This is a genomic window from Arthrobacter sp. Y3225116 (assembly GCF_059091245.1).
Map to the genome: position 1 here is coordinate 1 of NZ_JBNHGL010000339.1, position 2,466 is coordinate 2,466.

General features: G+C 67.5%; 1 protein-coding gene. It reads left to right on the forward strand.

Annotated elements, in window-relative coordinates; translation table 11 throughout:
* Positions 1 to 172 precede the first annotated feature (172 nt).
* A complete protein-coding gene (locus tag AC5RV2_RS17045) occupies positions 173 to 2,401 on the forward strand; it encodes an NADP-dependent isocitrate dehydrogenase (RefSeq protein WP_494093324.1) in 2,229 nt (742 codons plus the stop codon).
* The last annotated feature ends 65 nt before the right edge of the window (positions 2,402 to 2,466 follow it).

Sequence of the window (2,466 nt, forward strand, 5' to 3'; positions counted from 1 at the left end):
CCGGGCCCGGCACCGGCCCGGGCAGGCGTGGCTTCTGCGGCACGGCGGCTTCCCGACGGCCTCGCGATCCGTGGTGGGCGCGTCTTCAACCGGCGCCGGGCAGCCCTCCTCGGGTAAATTGGAGGAGTTGAGTAACCAAAGAGACCCACTTTTGCAGGGAGACGCCTCACCCATGGCCAAGATTATCTATACCCACACCGACGAAGCGCCGATGCTGGCCACCTATTCGTTCTTGCCGATCGTCGAGGCCTACGCCTCCACGGCCGGTGTGGAAGTGGAGACCCGCGACATCTCACTCGCTGGCCGTATCATCGCCGTCTTCGGCGACTACCTCACCCCCGAGCAACGGATCGGCGACGCCCTGACCGAACTGGGCGAACTGGCCAAGCAGCCGGAAGCCAACATCATCAAGCTGCCGAACATCAGCGCCTCCGTGCCGCAGCTGAAGGCCGCCATCAAGGAGCTGCAGGGCCACGGCTACGCGCTGCCGGACTACCCGGACGATCCGTCCTCCGACGAGGAGAAGGACATCCGCGCCCGCTATGACAAGATCAAGGGCTCCGCGGTCAACCCGGTGCTGCGCGAGGGCAACTCGGACCGCCGCGCGCCCCTGTCGGTAAAGAACTACGCGCGCCAGAACCCGCACAGCATGGGCGCCTGGACCGCCGACTCCAAGACGAACGTGGCCACCATGGGCGCCGACGACTTCCGCTCCAACGAGAAGTCGGTGGTCATGCCGGCCGACGACAAGATCAAGATCCAGCTGGTGGCCGAGGACGGTACCGTCACGGTCCTGAAGGACGCCTTCCCGGTGCTGGCCGGCGAGGTCATCGACGGCACCGTCATGCGCGCCGCGGCGCTGGACGAATTCCTGGCCGCCCAGGTGGCCCGCGCCAAGGAAGAAGGCGTGCTCTTCTCCGCGCACCTGAAGGCCACCATGATGAAGGTCTCCGACCCGATCATCTTCGGCCATGTGGTCAAGGCCTACTTCTCCGAGCTGTTCGCTGCCTACGGCGACAAGCTGGCCGCTGCCGGCCTGAGCCCGAACAACGGCCTGGCCGCCATCCTGAACGGACTGGCGGCGCTGGACCCCGAAGACCGCAAGGGCGTCCAGGAGCTGATCGACAAGGGCCTGGACGAGGGCCCGGCCATCGCCATGGTGGACTCCGATAAGGGCATCACCAACCTCCACGTGCCCTCGGACGTGATTGTGGACGCCTCGATGCCGGCCATGATCCGCACCTCCGGCCACATGTGGGGACCGGACGGCCAGGAAGCGGACACGCTGGCAGTGCTGCCGGACAGCTCCTACGCCGGGATCTACCAGGTGGTTATCGACGACTGCCGCGCCAACGGCGCCTACGATCCGACCACCATGGGCACCGTCCCCAACGTCGGCCTGATGGCCCAGGCGGCGGAGGAATACGGCAGCCACGACAAGACGTTCGAGATCCAGACCGCCGGTACCGTGCAGGTAGTTGACGGGTCCGGCACCGTGCTGATCGAGCACCAGGTGTTCCCGAACGATATCTGGCGCGCCTGCCAGACCAAGGACCTGCCGATCCGCGACTGGGTGAAACTGGCCGTGACCCGCGCCCGCGCCAGCCAGACCCCGGCCGTGTTCTGGCTGGACGAAACCCGCGCCCACGACGCCAACCTGATCGCCAAGGTGAACGAGTACCTCAAGGACCACGACACCGACGGCCTGCAGATCGAGATCATGGCTCCGGAGAAGGCCACCGCCTTCACCCTCGAGCGCCTGCGCAAGGGCGAGGACACCATCTCGGTGACCGGCAACGTGCTGCGCGACTACCTGACGGACCTGTTCCCGATCCTGGAGCTCGGCACGAGCGCCAAGATGCTCTCGATCGTCCCGCTGATTAACGGCGGCGGCCTGTTCGAGACCGGTGCCGGCGGCTCCGCTCCGAAGCACGTCCAGCAGCTGCTGGCCGAGAACCACCTGCGCTGGGATTCGCTCGGCGAGTTCCTGGCCCTGGCCGTGTCCTTCGAGCACCTGGCCACCTCCACGGGCAACGCCCGCGCGCAGATCCTGGCCGACACGCTGGACGCCGCCACGGGCACGTTCCTGCTGGAAAACAAGTCGCCCAAGCGCAAGGCCGGCGAGCTGGACAACCGCGGCAGCCACTTCTACCTGGCCCTGTACTGGGCGCAGGAACTGGCCAACCAGACCGGCGACGCGGAGCTGGCTGCGGCCTTCTCCGGCATTGCCTCCGAGCTGGCCCAGAACGAAGGGGCCATTGTCGGCGAGCTCAACGCCGTGCAGGGATCCCCGGTGGACCTGGACGGCTACTACCGCCCGGACACCGCCAAGGCCGCCGAGGTCATGCGCCCGTCGGCCACGCTGAACAGCATCGTGGCCACGCTGACCGACAAGAAGTAGGCGGCGCCGGGCACCCGTCCGGAAGCAGCCACCCCGTTGCGACGGCGGCCGGCGCACCTCCCGCG